Here is a 19,801-nt window from a genome sequence, read left to right on the forward strand (position 1 = left end):
TTTTGAATAGGAATTGTCTAACGAATACATTCTGTATTCGTGCTGAACCGTTTGAAAATTTTTTGTTACCGTTCCTCCTACGCGTTGTGTAGGCGAATTTTCATCAAAATAGTCAGGATACTTTGCTTCTAAATCTTGAAGTTTTTTAAGTTTAGCATCAAACTCAAAATCAGAAATAGTAGGATTATCTAGCACGTAATAGCTATAATTATGCTCGTTTAATTCGTTGCGCAATGCTGTAATTTCTGCAAAAACATCCATAATATTACTGGTTTAAAAGTGCTTGTAGTTTTGTGTATAATTCGCCTTTGCTAATTATACCACCTTGTTTTACAAGTTTAAAAAGTTCGCCATTTCTATCGTTTGCAATTTCTTTTTTTCCTTGATGAATTTCAACCAAATTAGAGGTAATGTTTTGGCTAAGCCAATTAATTCCTTCCTTTGTTAAAAAATTTATATCAGAATTTAAGGTTTTAATTACATACGAAAAAACGGTAGTATTAACGCATTTAAAAAGAAAAACAAAATGCTCGGAGAAATGGTCTATATACGAAACATTTGTCATAGCTCTATCCCAAATCATATCAGAGAAAACATCTATTTCTTGTTCTGCTACTTCTGGTTTGCTTTTTTTAAGCTCGTCCCATTCTTTTTTATCTATAGATTGCGTGGCTAAAAAAGTAATAAATTCGGGGTGTAACTCGTTTAATTGCTCTTTTGTTAATCGTATATACTTCATCTTGTAAAAATAAAAAAAGTCCAACAAAAATGTTGGACTTTAAAAAATATTTTTAAACAAAATTATGCTTGTTCTGCTACAATTTCGTAAGGTAATTCTACTACTACTTCTCTGTGTAAACGTACCGTAGCGTTATATTTACCTAATCTTTTTACAATACCACTTGTAACATATTTTCTATCGATTGTATGACCATTAGCTTGTAATGCTTCTACAATATTAGTGTTTGTTACTGAACCAAATAATTTTTCGCCACCAGCTTTAGCAACAATCTTAATTTCTAAGTTTTTAAGTGCTTCGGCTATTGTTTTAGCATCGTCAATTAATTTTTGTTCTTTGTGTGCTTTTTGTTTTAAATTTTCGGCTAGCACTTTTTTAGCAGATGGCGTAGCCAATACTGCAAAACCTTGCGGTATTAAGTAGTTACGACCGTAACCGTTTTTTACAGTTACTACATCGTCTTTGAAGCCTAAATTTTGAACGTCTTTTTTAAGAATAATTTCCATGTTGTTGTCCTTTTTTAAAATTAGAAGTTAGTTCCGCTATGCGGAACAACAACTTAAATTGTTTTTATTTTAATAAATCGGCTACGTATGGCATTAAAGCTAAATGACGTGCTCTTTTTACCGCTACCGATACTTTACGTTGGTATTTTAATGAAGTACCTGTTAAACGGCGAGGTAAAATTTTACCTTGTTCGTTAACAAATTTCAATAAGAAATCAGCATCTTTATAATCTACATATTTGATACCTGATTTTTTAAAACGACAATATTTTTTTTGCTTGTTAGTATCAATATTTAAAGGTGTTAAATATCGAATATCGCCTTCTTTTTTTCCTTTTGCAGATTGTTCTAAACTTGCCATAATTAGTTTGATTTAGCTTTTAATTTTTCTCTTCTTCTTTCTGCCCATGATACAGCGTGCTTATCTAAAGCAACTGTTAAGAAACGCATAACGCGTTCATCGCGACGAAACTCGGTTTCGTAACCCGCAATTAGTTCTCCTGGAGCTTTAAACTCGAACAAATGATAAAAACCACTTTTTTTGTGTTGAATTTCGTACGCCATTTTCTTTAGGCCCCAATCTTCTTTCGATACCATCTCTGCCCCATTAGAAGTAAGATAATTTTCAAACTTGCTTACTGTTTCCTTTATCTGTTGCTCAGATAAAACGGGATTTAAGATGAAAACAGATTCATAATGATTCATAATAAATACTTTTTTATTTAAAATTGGGTGCAAATATAGACTATTTATTATTTTTAATAGCATAAATTTTAAAATATTTTAAAAAACATTTTGTTTTTAAAGTAATATGGTTAACTTAGTCGATAAAATGCTTAAAAATGAAGTTGAAATGTATTGTTGTTGACGATAGTGCTACACAAAGGATCTTAATAACCAAGCTTGTTAACGAAAATATTAATCTCGATTTAATAGGAGATTTTGCTAATGCCTTAGAAGCTAAAACCTGTTTATCTATTAGTGCTATTGATGTAATTTTTTTAGACATTGAAATGCCATTAATTAGTGGTTTCGATTTGTTAGATGGTTTAAAGATAAAGCCTCAAATTATTGTTATATCGTCTAAATCTGATTACGCCATAAAAGCATTTGATTATGACGCAACCGATTTTTTACAAAAACCTCTTTCTAAAGAACGCTTTAACAAAGCGGTAAAAAGAGCCGTCGCTTTGCATTCGTTAAAAAGCAATAATCAGAATAGTAATGATGGCGAAACTATTATTATAAAGAGTAATCTTAAAAGATTTAAAGTTTCAATAAATAAAATTAAATGGGTAGAAGCTTTTGGCGATTATATTAAAATAACAACCGATACCGATAGCTACATGGTTTTATCGACTATGAAAGCATTTGAAAATAAACTTCCACAAAACAAATTCGTACGAATTCATAAATCGTATATTGTTAATATAGAACGAATTGATAAGTTTACGAGTAAATTTGCCGAAATTAGTGGAACAAAAATTCCAATAAGTAGAACTAAAAAAGAAATTATTCCTGAAGCGCTTGCCAAACTTTAATTTACATCTACGTTACTTGTTATTTTAACACTTTTATATTGTGCTATTGCTTCAAAGCTAGTAAGCACTTTAGTAATGGTTAATTTTGTATTTCCTAAATGAGTTTGCGTAGGAATTTTTATTAAAATGGTGCGAATATACTGGTTGCGTATTCTGCTAATCATTGGTTCTTCTGGTCCTAATATCGGAACATTTAAACTTTGTTTTAATACATTATACAACCATAGGGAAGCATTTTTTAGATGTTCAAAATCGCGATGTTTAATGGTAATTCGTATTAATCTGTAAAATGGCGGATATTTAAAATTATTGCGTTCGTAAATTTGTTCTTTATACATTGCTAAATAATCGTTATCTACTACTTGCTGAATGGTTGTATGATATGGATTATACGTTTGAATAACAACTTTTCCTTTTTCATTTTTTCGTCCTGCTCTACCTGCAACCTGCGTCATCATTTGATATGCACGTTCATACGCTTTAAAATGCGGTTGGTTCAACAAATTATCGGCGTTTAAAATCCCTACTAGAGAAACATTATCGAAATGTAATCCTTTGGCTAACATTTGCGTTCCTACTAAAATATCGTATTCTTTATTTTTAAAAGCATCAATAATTTTTTCAAAACCAAATTTTCCACGAGTAGTATCTTGATCCATTCGACCAATTTTTATTTTTGGAAACAAGGCTTGCAATTCTATTTCAATTTGTTCGGTTCCAAAGCCTTTTGTATTGATTTCTACAGAATTGCAATTATGGCAATGGGTTGGTTTGGCTATAGTATGGCCGCAATAATGGCATTTTAGTTGATTTCTTAATTTGTAATAGGTTAAACTTACATCGCAATTTGGACAGTGTGGTACATGACCGCAAGTTGTACATTCTAAAAACAAAGAAAATCCTCTGCGATTTTGAAATAAAATAACTTGTTTTCCTTTTTCAATTTCTGCAGTAATATTTTCCAATAATACATTAGAAAAATGACCTGTCATTTTTTTTCTAAAATACTTATCTTTTAAATCGACTAATACAATTTCGGGTAACACCACATTTCCATAGCGTTCGGTTAAGGTGGTAATTCCATATTTATGAATAGTAGTATTGTAAAACGATTCCAAACTTGGCGTAGCACTTCCTAATAACACTTTTGCCTGGTGTTGCTTGGCTAAAACAATTGCTGCATCGCGAGCATGATACCGAGGCGCTGGTTCTTGTTGTTTATAGGTAGCTTCGTGTTCTTCATCTATTACAATTAAACCTAAATTAGAAAAAGGCAAAAACAAAGCACTGCGAACACCAATTACTACTTTTGCTTTTTCAGAATTCTCTAAAACTTGGTTCCAAACCTCAACACGTTCGTTATTTGAATATTTAGAATGAAAAACAGCAACCTCGTTACCAAAATATGCGGTTAACCGTTGTACTAATTGCTCAGTTAAGGCTATTTCGGGCAATAAAAATAAAACTTGTTTGTTTGTCTTTATATAGTGTTCTATTAGTTTAATATAGATTTCGGTTTTCCCAGAAGCGGTTACGCCGTGAAGCAAATTAACATCAACATTTTTAAAATTATTTTCTATTGAAGCTAAAGCTTTCGCTTGCGAAGCACTTAGCTGAAAATTTGCATTTTCTTCTTTTTCAAATGAAACTCTATCGTGGTTAATGTAATATTCTACAAAAATTTCTTTACCTAACAACGGTTTTAAAACACCCGAAGAAACGCCTGAAGTTTCTAATAATTGTTTTACCGAAATTGGATTTTTTTCTTGCGCTTGCAATTGAAAATAATGCAATACCAATTCTCGTTGTTTTTTTGCACGCGATAAAACTTCTAACAATTGTGTTAACTGGTCTTGCTGCAAAAATTCATCTTGTAATTTAATGTAACGCGTTAACTTGGGTTTATAAACTTCTTTTATTTCTTCGTGAAGCGAAATAGCGCCTTTTGCAATTAATTTGTTTATTACTGGAAAAACTGTTTTTTTACCTAAAATTTTGATTATTTCTGCAACCGTTAATGATGATTGTGCTTCTAAAGCTTCAATAATTAAATATTCGTCGTCTTTTAACTGTACGCTATCTATAACTTTGCTTTTTGACGAAATAAGTGTTTCGCTTTCTAATACAAATGCCGATGGTAATGCGGCACGAAAAACTTCGCCAAGCGAACACATATAATAAGTAGCTATCCACTGCCAATGTTTAATTTGAAGATTGTTAACGATTGGTTTTTCGTCTAAAATTTGATGAATTTCTTTTGCAGTATAAAGCAGTGGTGGTTTATTATGTTTTTCTAAAACCAATGCCGTATAAATTTTAGTTTTTCCAAAAGGAACAGCCACCCGCATACCTGTTTGTATATAGTTAAATTCGGTTTCTGAAACTTGGTATGTAAATGTTTTAGCTACGGCTAGCGGCAAAACTACTTCTATAAAATACTGCATTGTACAAATGTAAAAAGGTAAAAGGTAAAAGACAAGTAGAAACAAATGTGTTACAACAAAAAAAGCGTTCTTTTTTGAAGAACGCTTTTGTATTAGACTAATTAAGATTTATTTTCCTAACATATCTTTCTTTAAATCTTTATCTACAGGATTGTTAGATAACCAAATTCCGAAAAATGCTTTTTGAAAATCGTCGCCTTCTACTACTCCTTTTTTAACGCCATTTTTAAAAGCTACTATACCTGTTCCTGGCACAAAAACTAATGTAAAATCGTCGCCTTTACTAATTTCTTCTTTAAAAAAAGAAATAAGTTTTGCCATTTCGTCTTTAAATTGTGCGGTATTTCCGTTTGTTGATTTTTCCATTCCTTCGTTTAAAGCTGCAATCATTTTTGATGAAGAAATCATACCTGAAACAATATTTAGCTTAACCGCTTTTGGTGTTTTTGGACTTAAAATTTCAGCAGTATTATTAGATTTTTTTGGTAGATATAATGAACCCACATACAAGTCAATCCACATTTTTTCTCTAACACCTGCCCCGTTCAAAATTAAATTTTGTCCTTCAATTGATAATTTGCTATTCAATTTTACACCCGATAATTCTGTTTGCGCTTGCATTGAGAATACTGTCGAAAATACAGCTACAAGCATTACAATAAATTGTTTTTTCATAATTGTTAATTTTAGTTTTGTTAAATATATAAATTTTTTCTTTTCAATTTACTTAGGGTAGCATTTAATTCGAAACCTAATAAAAGTACCATACAGTTAATCCAAATATAAAACATTAGTACAAGAAGTGTACCAATTGATCCATAAAGTTCGTTATAACGTGCAAATTTTTCAACATAAATTCCAAAAACGTATGACGACACTAGAAATAACAATGTGGTGATAAACGTTCCGTAACTAAAAAATTTTACATCTCTAGTTTCGCGCGTACCAAATTTGTATAATATTGATGTTGCTATTAAAATCATTAACGTAACAAATAAATAGCGCCCCCATTGAATTAAAATTACTTCGTTAGTAATAAAACCTCTAGCTTTTATTTGTTGAATTAAAACCTCGAAAAATAAGATAGCGACTACAGTAATTATTAACAAAAAAGATAGCGATAACGATATGGCTAAAGCCATAAAATATTGCTTAAAAAAGCCACGAGTAACAGTAATATGCTCTGACATTTCGAAGCCTCCAAAAATAGCATTAACACCATTTGTCATTAAAAAAATAGATAAAATAAAACCCGATGAAAGCAAACTATTATAACTATTATTCAAAATATCGTAAATGGTTAGTTGTATAGCATCATAAGTATTTGGCGGTACATTTATAGAAACAAAATACAAAAAATCTTCTTGAAAATTATCTATAGGAATATACGGAATTAAGTTTAAAATAAATAAAGCAAAAGGAAATAATGCCATAAAAAAACTAAACGCAATGGCACTAGCTCTATACGAAAATGCACCTTTTAAAATACCCATAACATACATTTCTAATATATCGTATAGCGACATACCTTCTAACGAACTGAATGTTATTTTTTTGGCTAAACCTATTAATTGCTTTACAACAGGTATTTTGTTGAGTTTGTTTTCAACGGCTTCAGACATTTTAAATTGCTTTTAAACTTAAATCCATATTGTAAACCGAATGCGTTAAAGCACCCGATGAAATATAATTTACCCCACATTCTGCATACTGGCGAATGGTTTTTTCGTTAATATTTCCTGACGATTCCGTTAGGCATTTGTTACCAATAAGCTGTACTGCTTTTCGAGTGGTTTCAAAATCGAAATTATCTAGTAGAATGCGATAAACACCTTCCGATTGTAGAATTTCGTTTACCTCGTCTAGGTTTCGAGCTTCTACAATTATTTTTAAATCTTTACTGTTTTCTTTTAAGTAGGTTTTGGTTTTTGCAATAGCTTTTGTTATGCCACCAGCAAAATCGATGTGGTTATCTTTTAACATTACCATATCATATAATGCAAAACGATGATTTTCGCCACCGCCTATTTTTACCGCCCATTTTTCTATAGCTCTAATTCCTGGTGTAGTTTTACGAGTGTCTAAAACTTTCGTATTTGTTCCTTCTAATAAATCAACAAAAACTCTAGTTTTGGTTGCAATAGCACTCATACGCTGCATAGCGTTTAGAACCAAACGTTCTGCTTTTAAAATAGACTGAGAGCTGCCATGAACATGAAAAACAACATCGCCGTATTTTACAATACTTCCATCGTCAATAAAGGTTTCTACTTTTAAATTTTTATCTACAAAATCAAAAATCATTTTAGCAAATGCCACGCCTGCAATTATACCATTATCTTTTACCAATAATTTTGCGCTTCCTTGTGCGTCTTTTGGAATACAAGCCAGCGAACTATGATCGCCATCGCCTACATCTTCTCTTATAGCGTTGCTAATAATTAATTCTAATTCTTTTTGAAATTGTGCTTCTGAAATCATACTACTAAAATTCTTGTGCTAAAATAGGTAATTTTTTGATAAAAAAAATCCCGATAAAAAAATCGGGATTTGCAAGTAAATTATTTTTAATTATTTATAAACTGATTCTTTTTTAAAGTGTTTTGCTAATAAATAATATACAACTGCTCTATATTTATTGCGGTTAGAACGACCATATTGTTCAATTACAGCATCAATTGCTTTATCTAATTCTGGTCCGTCTTTTAACCCTAATTTTTTGATTAAGAAGTTATTTTTTACTGTTGCTAATTCTTTTTCATCTGTTCCTGAAACTGTTGAAGAATCGGCATTATAAATTGATGGCCCTAAACCAACAGTTACTTTTGTTAAAAAATCCATATCTGCAGTAACATTGCATTTTTCTTTTAAGTCGGCAGCATATTTTGCAATTAACTCGTCTCTTTTACTCATAATTGTGTTTTTTTAATCGTTAATATTATCTCAAATATACTTAATTTTATTATTAAACACTATGTTTTGCCTTTTTTTTATTTATGAAGCCAATTTTTTAAAAAAATCTTTTAAAACCTTATCATTTTCCTTTTCTGGAGTAAACACTTCTAAAAGCGTAGGCTGCTTGTTTTTTTCGAATAAAAGTTGCAAATTTTGCTCGACTTCTGATTCGTTTTTAGCCATTAAATACTTTATGTTAAACATTTTACACAAGCATTCTGCTGTTAAATTATGTGTTGTTTCAAAAAAATGATTAAATGTTTTATTTTCTTGATGCCCTGGTAATATTCTAAAAATACCGCCTCCTGAATTATTAATTAGTATTATTTTAAAATTTGTAGGAATATTTCCATTCCAAAGTGCATTGCTATCGTAAAAAAAACTAATGTCGCCAGTTAATAAAACTGTAGGCTTTTCTGATGCTACTGCCGCACCAATTGCTGTTGATGTACTGCCATCGATACCGCTTGTGCCACGATTACAAAAAACTTCAATTGAAGTCTCTAAATTCATTAATTGCAAATACCTAATAGCCGAACTATTGCTTACTTGCAGTTGAATATTCGAAGGTAATTTTGTTACAATTGTTTCGAAAACTTTAAAATCAGAAAAAGGTGCGGTTGCTTGAAACTTCTCTTGATTTTTCTTGCGTAAAGCAGCAATATTTTGAACAAATTGTTGATAACTTGAATTATGATTCGATTGAACTACTGGCAATAATTTATTGAAAAAAGTAGTTACATCTGTTTTAATGTAATTTGTTAAACAGCCATACGTATCATAAGCGCGAAGTGTATCGATATGCCAATGATGTTGTGGTTGATAGCTTCGTAAAAAGGCTTTTACTCGTTTAGAAACCACCATTCCGCCAAAGGTTATCAACAAATCGGGTTGTAATTGTTGAAAATTTTCATCAGAAAATGGAGTAATAATAGTATCTATGTTTGAAATAAAAGTTGAATGATGCAAATTTGAAGTTTTTTCAGTAAACACAACAATACTTTCATCTCGCGCTAATTTTTCTAAAATTTCAGATGAAAGTGTATTTGGAAATAATTCGCCAACCAAAATCATTTTTTTAGCCGCATTATTCCATAGTTGCACAATATCTTCAGAAATTTGAAATGTTTCTACAGAATTATTATTGTTTTTAAAAACGGATTTTACGGAACAAAAATCTTGTGTGTCGTACAAAGGTTCTTCAAACGGAACATTAATATGAACTGGCCCTTTTTGATTTACCGAAACTGTAATTGCTTCAAACATTAAACTATCATTTTCAATAGAAGCATCTTCATTTAAATTTGCATTAAAAAGAGAATGATTACTAAAAACATTTTCTTGACGAATGGTTTGTCCGTCGCCAATATCAATTTTTTCTTTGGGTCTATCAGCAGAAATAACAACCAAAGGAATTTGACTATAAAAAGCTTCGGCAACTGCCGGATAATAGTTTAACAATGCCGAACCCGAGGTGCATACGACAGCTACTGGTTTACGCAATTGTTGCGCCATTCCAAGTGCAAAAAAAGCCGCACAACGTTCGTCTACAACACTATAACATTGAAAAGCATTATTATTGGTAAACCCAATTGTCAATGGTGCGTTTCTCGAACCTGGAGAAATAACAATATGCTGAATTCCTTGTAAACGACAAACTTCGATTACGCTTTGAGCCAAAGGAATTTTAGGATAAATCATAGTAAAAATTTAGAACAACAAAGATACGAACTCACCTTATTTTTAATTACTTTTACGTTATAATATTTTAGTATGTCCATACAAATTAGACCATATTTAGTTACAGATTGTGAAGCTATTTTAGAAATTATTAATGATGCTATTTTAAACACTACAGCTTTATACGACTATAACCCAAGAACATTAACACATCAAAAAACTATTTTTCAAGATAAATTAGATAAAAATTTCCCAATATTGGTTGCTATTGAAAATGAAACAGTGGTGGGTTTTGGTTATTATAGTGAATTTCGCTTTCGTGAAGCCTATAAATTTACCGTAGAACATTCTGTTTATGTACATCAAAATCATCAAGGAAAAGGAATTGGAAAACTACTTTTAGTTGAATTAATTGAATTAGCAAAAAAACAAAATATTCATACGATGATTGGTGTAATTGATGCTGAAAATACAGCAAGTATAAAGTTACACGAAAAGTTTGGCTTTGATAAAGTAGGTTTAATTAAAGAATCGGCATATAAATTTGACCGATGGCTTCATTCGGTGTTTATGCAACTTTTGTTAAAATAAGATTATTTCCCTTCAATCCAATTAATAATTTTTTCATCATTTGGAAGCGTTCGAGGTGAAATTATCATTTCCAATTCGCCATTTTCATTGAGTAAATATTTTTGAAAATTCCATTCTACTTCGCTATCAGCTACGCCATTTTCACTTTTTTGGGTTAAAAATTGATATATTTCAGCCATGTCATTTCCTTTAACTGAAATTTTACTCATCATAGGAAAACTTACACCATAATTGCGCTGACAAAAAGTGGCAATTTCTTCGTTTGAACCCGGTTCTTGACTTAAAAAATTATTAGCAGGAAAACCAATAATTACAAAATTTTTATCTTTATACTGTTGATAAATTGCTTCCAATTGCTCATATTGTGGCGTTAATCCACACTTAGAAGCAGTATTAACCACCATAATTTTTTTCCCTTTTAAAGTTTCAAAATTAAAATCGTTTCCTTCAATGTCTTTTACTTTAAATTGATGTATTGATTTTTTTTGCATGGTTTCAGTAGTTGTCAATTTTTTATTTAAACTTTCTTGTTGTTTGCAACCAATAATGGTAAGTCCAAACATAAAAAGTTGTAGTAATTTTTTCATTTTTGTATTTTTTTCAAAGTTACGAATTATTGTATCTTTACGCACTTATTTTCAATAATAAAAATCTTCCAACTATGTTTTTTATAAAAACTATTGTTTCTTTTTTAAAAGACGATGAATATCGCGATTTACTAATTACAACTATAATTATTTTAGCTGTAGGCACAATAACGTATCATTATTTAGAAGGTTGGAGTATTATTGATTCCTTGTATTTTTCGGTGGTTACATTAACTACTATTGGTTATGGCGATTTTTCGCCACAAACCGATTCTGGTAAAATATTTACTATTGTTTATATAGTTGTTGGTATCGGAATGATTTTAAGTTTTATCAATACTATTCAACATCATTATACCATGATGCGTCATAAAGAAAAACGCGACATAGTAAAACATTTAAGCCGAACCGATGTTCACACTAAAAAAGTTATTGAAAGAAATAACAATTAACTTTTGTACCAATCAATTTTCAAATTGACTCATTTTCAAATTTTCAAATTAACCTATGAATTATCTTTCAGTAGAAAATATTTCTAAAGCTTACGGCGAACGTATTTTATTTGAAAACATTTCATTTGGTATCAATAAAGACCAAAAAATCGCATTTATTGCCAAAAACGGTTCGGGTAAAACTACCATTATGAATATGTTAGCAGGTTTTGACGAACCCGATAGCGGCCAAGTGGTTATTAGAAAAGATTTGAAAATGGCATTTTTGTCGCAAAATGACAACTTACAACCCGAATTAACCATTGAAGAAAGTATTTTTGCCAGTGATAACGAAGTATTAAAAATTATAGAGAAATACGAAAAGGCACTCGAAAATCCGGAAGACGAAGAAGCGTATCAAAAAGCATTTGATAATATGGATCGTCACAATGCTTGGGATTTTGAAACCCAATACAAACAAATATTATCCAAATTAAAATTAGACGATTTAAAACTGAAAGTCAAAAACCTATCGGGTGGACAAAAAAAGCGACTTTCGTTGGCTATTATTTTAATCAATAAACCCGATTTTTTAATTTTAGATGAGCCTACCAACCATTTGGATTTGGAAATGATTGAATGGCTTGAAGAGTATTTTGCCAAAGAAAACCTCACGCTATTTATTGTTACCCACGACCGATTTTTCCTAGAGCGTGTTTGTAATGAAATTTTAGAATTGGATAACGGAAAATTATATCAATACAAAGGAAATTATTCCTATTATTTAGAGAAAAAAGAAGAACGTGTAACTTCTGAAAATGCAAGTATTGATAAAGCAAAAAACCTATTTGTAAAAGAATTGGAATGGATGCGTCGCCAACCAAAAGCACGTACAACCAAATCAAAATCGCGCCAAGATGACTTTTATGTGATTAAAGAAAAAGCTATGAGTCGCCGCAAGGAAAATGTGGTGGAACTCGAAATCAATATGGAACGCATGGGTAGCAAAATTATTGAATTGGCAAAAATCAATAAAAACTTTCCCGACAAGACTATTCTTAAAGATTTTAGTTATGCCTTTCAACGTGGTGAACGCGTAGGAATAATTGGTAAAAATGGTACTGGAAAATCGACTTTTTTAAATATAATTACGGGAACTATTAAACCTGATAGCGGTAAAGTAATAGTTGGCGACACCATGAAAATTGGATATTACACGCAAAGTGGAATCAATCCAAAACCACAACAAAAAGTAATTGATATTATTAAAGAATACGGTGAATATATTCCGCTTACTAAAGGCAAAATTATTTCGGCATCACAATTACTAGAACGTTTTTTATTTGATGCTAAAAAGCAATACGATTATGTAGAAAAATTGAGTGGTGGCGAACTTAAACGTTTGTATTTGTGTACGGTTTTAATCCAAAATCCTAACTTTTTAATTCTTGATGAGCCAACCAACGATTTGGATATTGTAACCTTAAATGTACTGGAAAATTTCTTATTGGATTATCCAGGATGTTTATTGGTCGTAAGCCACGACCGTTATTTTATGGATAAAATTGTTGATCATTTATTTGTTTTTAGAGGCAATGGCGAAATTGAAGATTTTCCTGGGAATTATTCCGATTGGAGAAGTTACGAAAACAGTACTGAACCTGTCAGTTCGAACGAAGTCGAAAACAAGGAAAAAAACAACTGGAAAGAAAAGCAAATAAAAAATGGTTTGTCGTTTCAAGAACAAAAAGAAATTAGCAAAATTGAACGCGAAATAAAAGATTTGGAATACCAAAAAAAGGAAATCGAAAAATTATTTGCCGATGGAAAAGTAGCCGACGATACCATTGAAACCAAAGCCAACGAATTGCAAAAAATCATTCAATCATTAGAAGAAAAAGAAGAACGCTGGTTTGAATTAAGTGCAAAGATGGAATAATAATAGTAAATAGTGAGTAGCTGAATTTTCACTTTTTAATTTTGACTAAAAATGCTACAAAAACAAGAAGTTTAGAAGTTAAAATAAATTAAAATTAATTTCTCAAAGATTCACTAAGATAACCCAAAGATTATATAAGTTTTTTTACTTTGTGTAACTTACTTAAAACTCTGTGAAACTCTGTGTTAAAACAACTAAAATCATATATAAAATTTAAATGGAATGCCCAAAACGAACACGGCATTCACTCGCCATTTGTGTTTGATTTAATTACAAAATGTTTTTATGACACAACAATTTATCCCGAATACGAAGTATTAAAACAGTATAGAAAATCACTTTTAGCAAATAAAAATACTATTGAAGTTACCGACTTTGGTGCGGGTTCTCGTGTTTTTAAATCCAATACACGCCAAATTTCAGCTATTGCTAAAAACGCAGGAATTTCAACCGAAAATGCGAAGCTATTATTCCGAATGGTTCGCTACTTTCAACCAAAAAATATTTTAGAAATCGGAACTTCTTTAGGTTTAGCTACAAACTCATTAGCATTAGGTAATCCAATTACTACATTAACAACATTGGAAGGTTGTAAAAACACTCAAGAAATAGCTATAAAATTATTTGAAAAACAATTTCAAGGAGCAAATGGTAGAGATTTTACTTACCCAAAGCCAAATGTAATATTTGTCAACACTGAATTTAAAAGCTATTTAAAATCTTTCGACTTTCAACATTCAACTTTCGACTTCATTTATTTTGACGGCAACCATTCTTTAACAGCAACATTAGAGTATTTCAATCTACTATTACCCACAATTACCAACGAAACCGTTTGGATTTTTGATGATATTCATTGGTCGCCCGATATGGAAAAAGCTTGGAAAATCATCAAAAATCATCCACAAGTAACAGTAACCATCGATACGTTTCAATGGGGAATTGTATTTTTCAGAAAAGAACAACAAAAACAACATTTCATTATCAACCCAAAACGAAATATTAGTTCACTTTTATTTAAAAAAATAAAAATCTAACTGTAACATTTTACTCGTTTTTATGTCTTATAAACAAAGTTTAGAAAACTTTTAAACTTTCAACTTTTAAACTTTCAACTAAAATGTCAAAACCTATTATCGATATTAAAGGCATTACCCGCGATTTTCCTTTGGGCGACGAAATTATTCATGTATTAAAAGGCATCGACTTAGTTATTAACAAAGGTGAATATGTAGCACTTATGGGGCCATCGGGTTCTGGTAAATCAACTTTAATGAACATTTTAGGTTGTTTAGACACACCAACTTCTGGTAGTTATATACTAAATGGAAAACAAGTTAGCGAAATGCACGACGACGAATTAGCAGAAATTCGTAACAAAGAAATCGGTTTCGTTTTCCAAACCTTCAATCTTATGCCACGTACTACAGCACTCGATAATGTTGCTTTACCAATGGTATATGCAGGCTACTCAAAGTCGGATCGCAACCAACGTGCCACCGAAGTATTAACACAAGTTGGATTAAATGATCGTATGGATCACAAACCCAACCAATTATCGGGTGGACAACGCCAACGTGTTGCTGTTGCACGTGCATTGGTTAACAAACCCGCAATGATTTTAGCCGACGAACCTACAGGAAACCTCGACAGTAAAACTTCCGTTGAAATCATGAATCTTTTCGATGAAATTCACGCCAATGGTAATACCGTTGTTTTGGTAACACACGAAGAAGACATTGCCGAACACGCACACCGTATCATTCGATTGCGCGATGGACTTATCGAAAGCGATATTCGCAATAAGTAATCAGTTTTACTAGCTTACTTTTTAAAAGCGAATCTTTAGTTTTATTTGTAAACCCTATTCCCGCTGTTCGTGCTACACGGTAGCTTACTACCATCGGGGCTATAAAGTAATTTATAGGTATTTTTGCTATCTTTGAAAAATTCTGACTTCAAATTTCTAAATTATCTATGAAAATATATACAAAAACTGGCGATAAAGGTACAACAGCTTTATTTGGAGGTACTCGCGTTCCAAAACATCATATTCGTATCGAAAGTTATGGAACGGTTGACGAGTTAAATTCGCACATTGGGCTTATTCGCGACCAAGAAATAAATTCGTTATACAAAACTGTATTAATCGAAATTCAAGACCGGCTTTTTACTTTAGGGGCTATTTTAGCAACACCTCCAGAAAAAGAAATGCTCAAAAACGGAACGCAGCGCTTGAATATTAATCGTATTACCAAAGAAGACATACATTATTTAGAACAAGAAATAGACAAAATGGACAGTGAACTTCAGCCTATGACAAATTTTGTTTTACCAGGCGGACACACAACCGTGTCATATTGTCATATTGCACGCTGTGTTTGCCGTAGAGCCGAACGTTTAGTCGTACATTTAAACGAAATTGAACCCACAGACGAGTTCGTTTTAACCTACTTAAACCGACTTTCTGACTACTTATTCGTCTTGGCACGAAAGTTGTCGCACGACTTACAAGCCGATGAAGTAAAGTGGATTCCTAGAAAACAAAGTTAAAGGCAAACAACGTTCTTAAAAACTATTAAAAAATAATTCAAAAAAAACTTGACTTTTTAAGTTAAAAATTTATTTTTGCAGAAAATTAAATCGATAAAAAATGTATTGGACATTAGAATTAGCATCTTATTTAAGCGATGCACCTTGGCCAGCTACAAAAGACGAACTTATCGACTATGCGATTCGTACAGGAGCTCCTCTTGAAGTGGTAGAAAACCTACAGTCTATTGAAGACGAAGGAGAAAACTATGAATCAATGGAAGAAATTTGGCCAGATTATCCTACCGATGAAGATTATCTTTGGAACGAGGATGAATATTAAAAAAATAATAACGCAAAAATTTAAAAGTCTCTTTACGAGGCTTTTTTTGTAAATTTGCACACCTAAATAATAAATAAATTATGAGTATTGTAGATTCAATATTAAAAATATTTGTTGGCGATAAATCAAAAAAAGATATAAAAGCCATTCAACCTTTAATTACCAAAGTAAAATCATTCGAGAGCAGTTTACAATCGCTTTCACACGATCAATTAAGGGCAAAAACAACCGAATTTAAAGAAAAAATAAAAGCAGCAAGAGCCGAAAAAGACAATGAAATTGAAGCTTTAAAACAAAAAGCCGAAGCTACAGACGATATTGATACTCGTGAAGATATTTATACCGAAATCGATAAGCTTGAAACCGAAGCTTACGAAATTTCAGAAAAAGTATTACACGATATTTTACCCGAAGCTTTTGCTGTAGTAAAAGAAACGGCACGTCGTTTTAAAGAAAACGAAACTATTACGGTAAAAGCTACTCCAAAAGATATAGAGCTTTCGGCTTCAAAACCTTATATTGAAATTGATGGCGACAATGTAATTTGGTCAAATTCTTGGGATGCGGCAGGTAAACCCATAACTTGGGATATGATTCATTACGATGTTCAGCTTATTGGTGGTGTAGTACTTCACCAAGGAAAAATTGCCGAAATGCAAACAGGTGAAGGTAAAACTTTAGTAGCCACTTTACCTTTATATTTAAATGCGTTAACAGGAAACGGTGTGCATTTAGTAACAGTAAACGACTATTTGGCAAAACGCGATAGCACTTGGAAAGCACCTTTATTCGAATTTCACGGAATGACCGTGGATTGTATCGACAACCACCAACCAAATTCTGAAGGTAGAAGAAAAGCCTATAATGCAGATATTACCTACGGAACAAATAACGAATTTGGTTTCGATTACCTACGCGATAATATGGCACATAGCGCTAACGATTTAGTGCAACGCAAACACAACTATGCTATTGTTGACGAGGTTGACTCTGTTTTAATTGATGATGCTCGTACACCGTTAATTATATCGGGGCCAGTGCCCGATGGCGACCGCCACGAATTTATGGAGCTAAAACCAAAAGTTGAAAACCTAGTAAATCTACAACGTAAATTAGCAACCGATTGTTTAACCGAAGCAAAACGTTTATTTAAAGAAGGAAACAACAAAGAAGCTGGTTTTTACTTATTACGCACACACAGAGCTTTACCTAAAAACAAAGCGTTAATTAAATTTTTATCGGAAGAAGGTGTAAAACAATTACTACAAAAAACCGAAAACTATTATATGCAAGATAATAACCGAGAAATGCCAAAAATTGATGAAGCATTATACTTTGTTATTGAAGAAAAAAACAATCAGGTAGAATTAACCGATAACGGAATACATTACTTATCGCACGATACCGATAAAAATTTCTTTGTGCTTCCCGATATTGGAACTGAAATTGCTAGAATTGAAAAAGCCAATCTTTCATCTGAAGAAGAAGCCGAAAAAAAAGAAGAATTATTTAAAGATTTTTCTATAAAATCAGAACGTATTCATACTTTAACACAATTACTAAAAGCCTATGCGTTATTCGAAAAAGACACCGAATACGTTATTATGGATAATAAGGTAATGATTGTAGATGAACAAACGGGTCGTATTATGGACGGTCGCCGTTATTCTGACGGTTTACACCAAGCGATTGAAGCAAAAGAAAATGTAAAAATTGAAGCAGCAACACAAACTTTTGCCACTATTACACTTCAAAATTATTTCCGTATGTACAATAAATTGTCTGGAATGACAGGTACTGCGGTAACAGAAGCAGGCGAATTATGGGAAATTTACAAATTAGATGTTGTAGAAATTCCAACCAATCGTCCTATTGCACGTAACGATAAAGACGATAAAATTTACAAAACAGTTCGCGAAAAATACAACGCCGTTATTGATGATGTTGTTAAATTATCGCAAGCAGGTCGTCCAGTACTAATTGGTACAACTTCGGTTGAAATTTCAGAACTTTTAAGCCGTATGTTAAAAATACGCAACATTCATCACAATGTATTAAATGCCAAAATGCACAAAAAAGAAGCCGAAATTGTTGCCGAAGCAGGAAAACCAGGCGTAGTAACTATTGCTACAAATATGGCAGGACGTGGTACCGATATTAAGCTTTCTAACGAAGTTAAGAAAGCAGGCGGTTTAGCCATTGTAGGCACAGAACGTCACGATTCTCGCCGAGTTGATCGTCAGCTTCGTGGTCGTGCTGGTCGTCAAGGCGATGTAGGTAGTTCACAATTTTATGTGTCGTTAGAAGATAATCTAATGCGTTTATTTGGCTCGGAAAGAGTAGCTAAAATGATGGATAGAATCGGACTTAAAGAAGGCGAAGTTATTCAACATTCTATGATGACAAAATCTATCGAAAGAGCACAAAAACGAGTAGAAGAAAACAACTTTGGTGTGCGAAAACGATTATTAGAATACGATGATGTAATGAACGCACAACGTGAAGTTGTTTACAAACGTCGTCGTCATGCTTTAGAAGGAGAACGCTTAAAAGTAGATATTGCCAATATGATGTATGATACTTGCGAAAGTATTGTAGAACGAAACAAAGTAACTAACGATTTTAAAAATTTCGAATTCGATTTAATTCGTGTACTTTCAATAAGTTCGCCTATTTCGCAAAACGAATTTTCTAAATTAACCGATAGAGAAATTATAGCTAAAACATATAAAGCGGCTTTACACCATTACACCGAAAAAAATGTACGCACCGCAATAGAAGCTTTTCCTATTATTAAAAACGTTTACGAAAACAATAATGGTAAATACCAACGCATTGTAGTGCCGTTTACCGATGGTATAAAATCGTTAAATGTAGTTACCAATTTAGAAAAAGCATACGAAACAGAAGCTAAATCGTTAATTTCTGATTTCGAAAAAAACATTACGCTAGCTATTATAGACGAAACTTGGAAAAAACATCTTCGTAAAATGGACGAATTAAAACAATCGGTTCAATTAGCGGTACACGAACAAAAAGATCCGTTGTTAATTTATAAATTCGAAGCTTTTGAATTGTTTAAAAAAACAATGGACACGATAAATAAAGAAGTAATTTCATTTTTATTTAAGGCCGATTTGCCATCGCAAAACCCTAACACAATAAGCGAAGCTAAAGAAGCTAAACAAAAAGACAATTACACCGAAAGCAAAGAAGAATCGTTAAATTCTGATGAACTTGCAGCTCGTAACAGACAAGCTGGGCAACAAGCTTCGCAGCCACAGCAAGTAACCGAAACCGTTGTGCGCGAAACACCAAAAATTAATCGTAATGATACGGTTACTATTAAACACGTTATGAGTGGAAAAACAGAAACCATGAAGTTTAAAAAAGCCGAATCGCTTGTTAAATCTGGCGAATGGGTTATTACCAATAATTAATTACAATTTTTATACTACTAGAAATCCTCAATTAAAACAATTGAGGATTTTTTTTACACTTAATCGAATACAA

General features: G+C 31.9%; 20 protein-coding genes and 1 pseudogene. 9 read left to right on the plus strand and 12 right to left on the minus strand.

From position 1 onward, the window contains the following. The 5 genes and pseudogenes from R2808_RS00005 to rpsF form a co-directional block, all read right to left on the minus strand. Positions 1-261 (minus strand): annotated as a pseudogene (locus R2808_RS00005) (NAD-dependent DNA ligase LigA); the annotation flags it as partial. A gap of 4 nt (positions 262-265) precedes the next feature. Continuing rightward, entirely contained in the window at positions 266-739 is a 474-nt protein-coding gene (locus R2808_RS00010) for a DUF6495 family protein (protein WP_371268861.1), read from the minus strand. 62 nt (positions 740-801) lie between these two features. Continuing rightward, positions 802-1,245 (minus strand): 50S ribosomal protein L9, encoded by a 444-nt coding sequence (gene rplI, locus R2808_RS00015; protein WP_371268862.1) that lies wholly within the window; start codon positions 1,243-1,245, stop codon positions 802-804. 64 nt (positions 1,246-1,309) lie between these two features. Further along, positions 1,310-1,606, minus strand: a complete 297-nt coding sequence (gene rpsR, locus R2808_RS00020; RefSeq protein ID WP_371268863.1) for a 30S ribosomal protein S18 — start codon at positions 1,604-1,606, stop codon at positions 1,310-1,312. A gap of 2 nt (positions 1,607-1,608) precedes the next feature. After that, positions 1,609-1,950, minus strand: coding sequence for a 30S ribosomal protein S6 (rpsF, locus tag R2808_RS00025; RefSeq protein ID WP_371268864.1), 342 nt, complete (start codon positions 1,948-1,950; stop codon positions 1,609-1,611). A gap of 137 nt (positions 1,951-2,087) precedes the next feature. On the opposite strand from rpsF, the gene R2808_RS00030 reads away from it, so the two are divergent. Next, the gene (locus R2808_RS00030; protein ID WP_371268866.1) at positions 2,088-2,786 is read left to right on the plus strand and encodes a LytR/AlgR family response regulator transcription factor; all 699 of its coding nucleotides are present in this window, start codon (positions 2,088-2,090) and stop codon (positions 2,784-2,786) included. Here the strand turns inward: R2808_RS00030 and priA are convergent. The 6 genes from priA to menD form a co-directional block, all read right to left on the minus strand. Continuing rightward, on the minus strand, positions 2,783-5,230 hold the full coding sequence (priA, locus tag R2808_RS00035) for a primosomal protein N' (protein WP_371268867.1): 2,448 nt from the start codon (positions 5,228-5,230) through the stop codon (positions 2,783-2,785). The two genes, R2808_RS00030 and priA, sit on opposite strands and share 4 nt — an antisense overlap. 108 nt (positions 5,231-5,338) lie before the next feature. Further along, positions 5,339-5,905 (minus strand): chalcone isomerase family protein, encoded by a 567-nt coding sequence (locus R2808_RS00040; protein WP_371268868.1) that lies wholly within the window; start codon positions 5,903-5,905, stop codon positions 5,339-5,341. A 20-nt stretch (positions 5,906-5,925) separates the two neighbouring features. Continuing rightward, on the minus strand, positions 5,926-6,852 hold the full coding sequence (locus R2808_RS00045; RefSeq protein WP_371268869.1) for a YihY/virulence factor BrkB family protein: 927 nt from the start codon (positions 6,850-6,852) through the stop codon (positions 5,926-5,928). A 1-nt stretch (position 6,853) separates the two neighbouring features. Further along, a complete protein-coding gene (gene nadC / locus R2808_RS00050; protein ID WP_371268870.1) occupies positions 6,854-7,711 on the minus strand; it encodes a carboxylating nicotinate-nucleotide diphosphorylase in 858 nt (285 codons plus the stop codon). A 90-nt stretch (positions 7,712-7,801) separates the two neighbouring features. Continuing rightward, complete coding sequence (locus R2808_RS00055; protein ID WP_371268871.1) at positions 7,802-8,143, minus strand: DUF2853 family protein; 342 nt, start codon at positions 8,141-8,143, stop codon at positions 7,802-7,804. Between the two features lie 81 nt (positions 8,144-8,224). Continuing rightward, complete coding sequence (menD, locus tag R2808_RS00060; protein ID WP_371268872.1) at positions 8,225-9,886, minus strand: 2-succinyl-5-enolpyruvyl-6-hydroxy-3-cyclohexene-1-carboxylic-acid synthase; 1,662 nt, start codon at positions 9,884-9,886, stop codon at positions 8,225-8,227. Positions 9,887-9,958: 72 nt separating this feature from the next. Here menD and R2808_RS00065 point away from each other — a divergent pair, with 72 nt between their 5' ends. Then, positions 9,959-10,456: an N-acetyltransferase family protein gene (locus R2808_RS00065; protein ID WP_371268873.1), complete on the plus strand. Its 498-nt coding sequence runs from the start codon at positions 9,959-9,961 to the stop codon at positions 10,454-10,456. Positions 10,457-10,458: 2 nt separating this feature from the next. Here R2808_RS00065 and R2808_RS00070 read toward each other — a convergent pair whose 3' ends face one another. Further along, the gene (locus tag R2808_RS00070) at positions 10,459-11,043 is read right to left on the minus strand and encodes a glutathione peroxidase (protein WP_371268874.1); all 585 of its coding nucleotides are present in this window, start codon (positions 11,041-11,043) and stop codon (positions 10,459-10,461) included. A gap of 74 nt (positions 11,044-11,117) precedes the next feature. On the opposite strand from R2808_RS00070, the gene R2808_RS00075 reads away from it, so the two are divergent. From R2808_RS00075 to secA, 7 genes are all read left to right on the plus strand, one after another. Then, on the plus strand, positions 11,118-11,495 hold the full coding sequence (locus tag R2808_RS00075) for a potassium channel family protein (RefSeq protein WP_371268875.1): 378 nt from the start codon (positions 11,118-11,120) through the stop codon (positions 11,493-11,495). A gap of 55 nt (positions 11,496-11,550) precedes the next feature. Beyond that, positions 11,551-13,413 carry an ABC-F family ATP-binding cassette domain-containing protein gene (locus R2808_RS00080; RefSeq protein WP_371268876.1) on the plus strand — a complete coding sequence of 621 codons (1,863 nt, stop codon included), beginning with the start codon at positions 11,551-11,553 and terminating at the stop codon, positions 13,411-13,413. A 182-nt stretch (positions 13,414-13,595) separates the two neighbouring features. Beyond that, a complete protein-coding gene (locus tag R2808_RS00085) occupies positions 13,596-14,450 on the plus strand; it encodes an O-methyltransferase (RefSeq protein WP_371268877.1) in 855 nt (284 codons plus the stop codon). An 83-nt stretch (positions 14,451-14,533) separates the two neighbouring features. Beyond that, positions 14,534-15,223, plus strand: a complete 690-nt coding sequence (locus R2808_RS00090; RefSeq protein WP_371268878.1) for an ABC transporter ATP-binding protein — start codon at positions 14,534-14,536, stop codon at positions 15,221-15,223. A 167-nt stretch (positions 15,224-15,390) separates the two neighbouring features. Then, positions 15,391-15,966, plus strand: coding sequence for a cob(I)yrinic acid a,c-diamide adenosyltransferase (locus R2808_RS00095; RefSeq protein ID WP_371268879.1), 576 nt, complete (start codon positions 15,391-15,393; stop codon positions 15,964-15,966). A gap of 100 nt (positions 15,967-16,066) precedes the next feature. Continuing rightward, positions 16,067-16,288 carry a DUF2795 domain-containing protein gene (locus tag R2808_RS00100; RefSeq protein ID WP_371268880.1) on the plus strand — a complete coding sequence of 74 codons (222 nt, stop codon included), beginning with the start codon at positions 16,067-16,069 and terminating at the stop codon, positions 16,286-16,288. Between the two features lie 80 nt (positions 16,289-16,368). Then, positions 16,369-19,728, plus strand: a complete 3,360-nt coding sequence (gene secA / locus R2808_RS00105; RefSeq protein WP_371268882.1) for a preprotein translocase subunit SecA — start codon at positions 16,369-16,371, stop codon at positions 19,726-19,728. The last annotated feature ends 73 nt before the right edge of the window (positions 19,729-19,801 follow it).

The organism is Flavobacterium sp. (genome assembly GCF_041392005.1).
GTDB lineage: Bacteria > Bacteroidota > Bacteroidia > Flavobacteriales > Flavobacteriaceae > Flavobacterium.